We start from the raw sequence: 1,629 nt of genomic DNA on the forward strand, positions 1-1,629 counted from the left end.
AGCCCAAATCTCTGATTTGGTGCGAATCGCTTTCACAGAGTGCGATGGGAGTATTAGAGCAGGTAGTCATCGGATAAAATTTAGTAAATTATGATGATAGTAGAGATTTAGTTCTTACATGAGATAGAATAGGACTTGTTATTAAGCTCTAATCATTTAACATGTGGAATATAGTATAATTAATATATATTGATAAGGAAACTAATAACATGATAAAATAGTTGGAAAGGTATTTATAGTAGATACTAGAAAATATAGAATAAAGTATAAGTGGTGAAGTGATGGTTAATATAAATAAGCTTTATAAGAAAGCTATGGATTCTTATTGTGATGGGAAATTAGATAAAGCGTTAAATTATTGTGACAAGGTATTACGTGTAGATAGAAGTCATTCTCCTACACTGAATTTAAAGGGATTAATATACTATGTTCGTGGGAATCTGGAGGAAGCAAAAAGCTTTTGGAAACTGAGCTATAAATTAAATACAGATATGGTATCTAAAAAATATCTAGAGGATTCTAGACATGATGAAGGCGATATATACATATTTAGTCAAGGTGTGCATCTATTTAATGAGGTTAAGGTGAAAGAAGCCTTGAAATGCTTTCTAAAGTGTGAAAGCTCTGATTTTAACAGCATAAATCTTTGGAAATACATGGCTAAGTGTTATATGCAACTAGGAGAACATAATAAAGCTGTTAAATATGTAGATGATGTTTTAGCTGTGGATAAACATAATTTAGAAGCTCTAAAGTTAAAAAGGCAATTAATAGAATTAGGCTTTATACCTAAAGATACTGGACTAAAGTTTAAGAAGGTTATAGTTATATTAGGAACAAGCATAGTAGCAATATGTATTATATCATTAATAGGTTTTGGAGCTGTTAAAGGATATAGCAAAGCTCATCAGTGGCTACAAAGTAAGAACGAGGAAAAGGAAGAAGAAACCAATAAGGATAAAACAAGTTTAGACAATTTCCAAGGAAATAGTGAAAAATCAGAGGAAAACACTACCCATGATGCAGAAAGTGCTCAAAATAAGAATGAAAAAGAGAAAGGTGAAGATTCTAGCGCTAAGAATGAAAGTTTTGATGCTAATACATTAAAATCATACATAGAAGCTACAGATTATGAAAATATTATTAAGTACATAGAAAAATACGATATAGAGGCTTTAAATATAAATGACAAGAATATGACTCAAAATGCAGTGAATTTAATCAAAAAGGATGGAACATTAGCATTATACGAAAAAGGTACTAAGTACATGAAAGATAAAAAATACGATAGTGCAATAGAAACCTTCAATTCAGCCTATAAGTATAGTGAAGGTATGTATCTAAATGAACATATATTATTTATGATGGCAGATTCTTATGACAACCTAGAAGATATGGAAAATGCCAATAAGTATTATGAAATATATGTGGACAAGTATTTAGAGAAAGGTTCATATATAGAACAATGTCTTTACTCATTAGCTATAAATAATAAAGAAGTAGATAATAAAAAATCAAAGAAGTATGCTAAAATTCTTCACGATAAGTTTAGTGAATCAGAATATAATAATAGTAGAATAAAGGATATATTGAAGTAAGATTTATATTTCTATAAGGCATCTGAAAATA

Annotated in this window: 1 protein-coding gene; it reads left to right on the forward strand. The window is 29.1% G+C overall.

The annotated features are described in order from the left end of the window. Positions 1-281: 281 nt before the first annotated feature. Positions 282-1,598: a hypothetical protein gene (locus tag B3W71_RS18595; protein WP_346890429.1), complete on the forward strand. Its 1,317-nt coding sequence runs from the start codon at positions 282-284 to the stop codon at positions 1,596-1,598. Positions 1,599-1,629 lie beyond the last annotated feature (31 nt).

It is taken from the genome of Clostridium sp. UBA1056 (assembly GCA_002316385.1).
Lineage (GTDB): Bacteria > Bacillota > Clostridia > Clostridiales > Clostridiaceae > Clostridium_J.

Coding starts and splice junctions, on each gene's coding strand:
- B3W71_RS18595 (WP_346890429.1), top strand. CDS start 282: ATGGTTAATATAAATAAGCTTTATAAGAAAGCTATGGATTCTTATTGT.